Genomic DNA, 255 nt, shown 5'->3' on the forward strand with positions numbered 1-255 from the left:
CGTAGACTGATGCTCGCCGAATACGATCACTTTTCCTCCTGCGTCAAAAGAAATATCGTTTTGAAAATTCATATAGATCGTATTGTCTACACGGAATTTCCGAATCTTCGTTCCTTCCGGCAACGGCTCATCATGGATTGCATTAAAAAGCGCGATCTCATTCGCTTCTGCTGATTCGTCCTCATAGAACAGATCTACAAAGACACTGTTTTTAATTTCTCTGTTTTCTTTTCCTGCCATAGGCTCTCCTTTCAT

General features: G+C 41.2%; 1 protein-coding gene. It reads right to left on the reverse strand.

The features are described 5' to 3' along the window. A partial coding sequence (locus NE668_RS09905) for a hypothetical protein (protein WP_256196823.1) occupies positions 1-240 on the reverse strand: 240 nt, incomplete at its 3' end. Positions 241-255: the final 15 nt, after the last annotated feature.

Origin of the sequence: Veillonella parvula (genome assembly GCF_024461875.1) — a bacterium.
Taxonomy (GTDB): domain Bacteria; phylum Bacillota; class Negativicutes; order Veillonellales; family Veillonellaceae; genus Veillonella; species Veillonella parvula_I.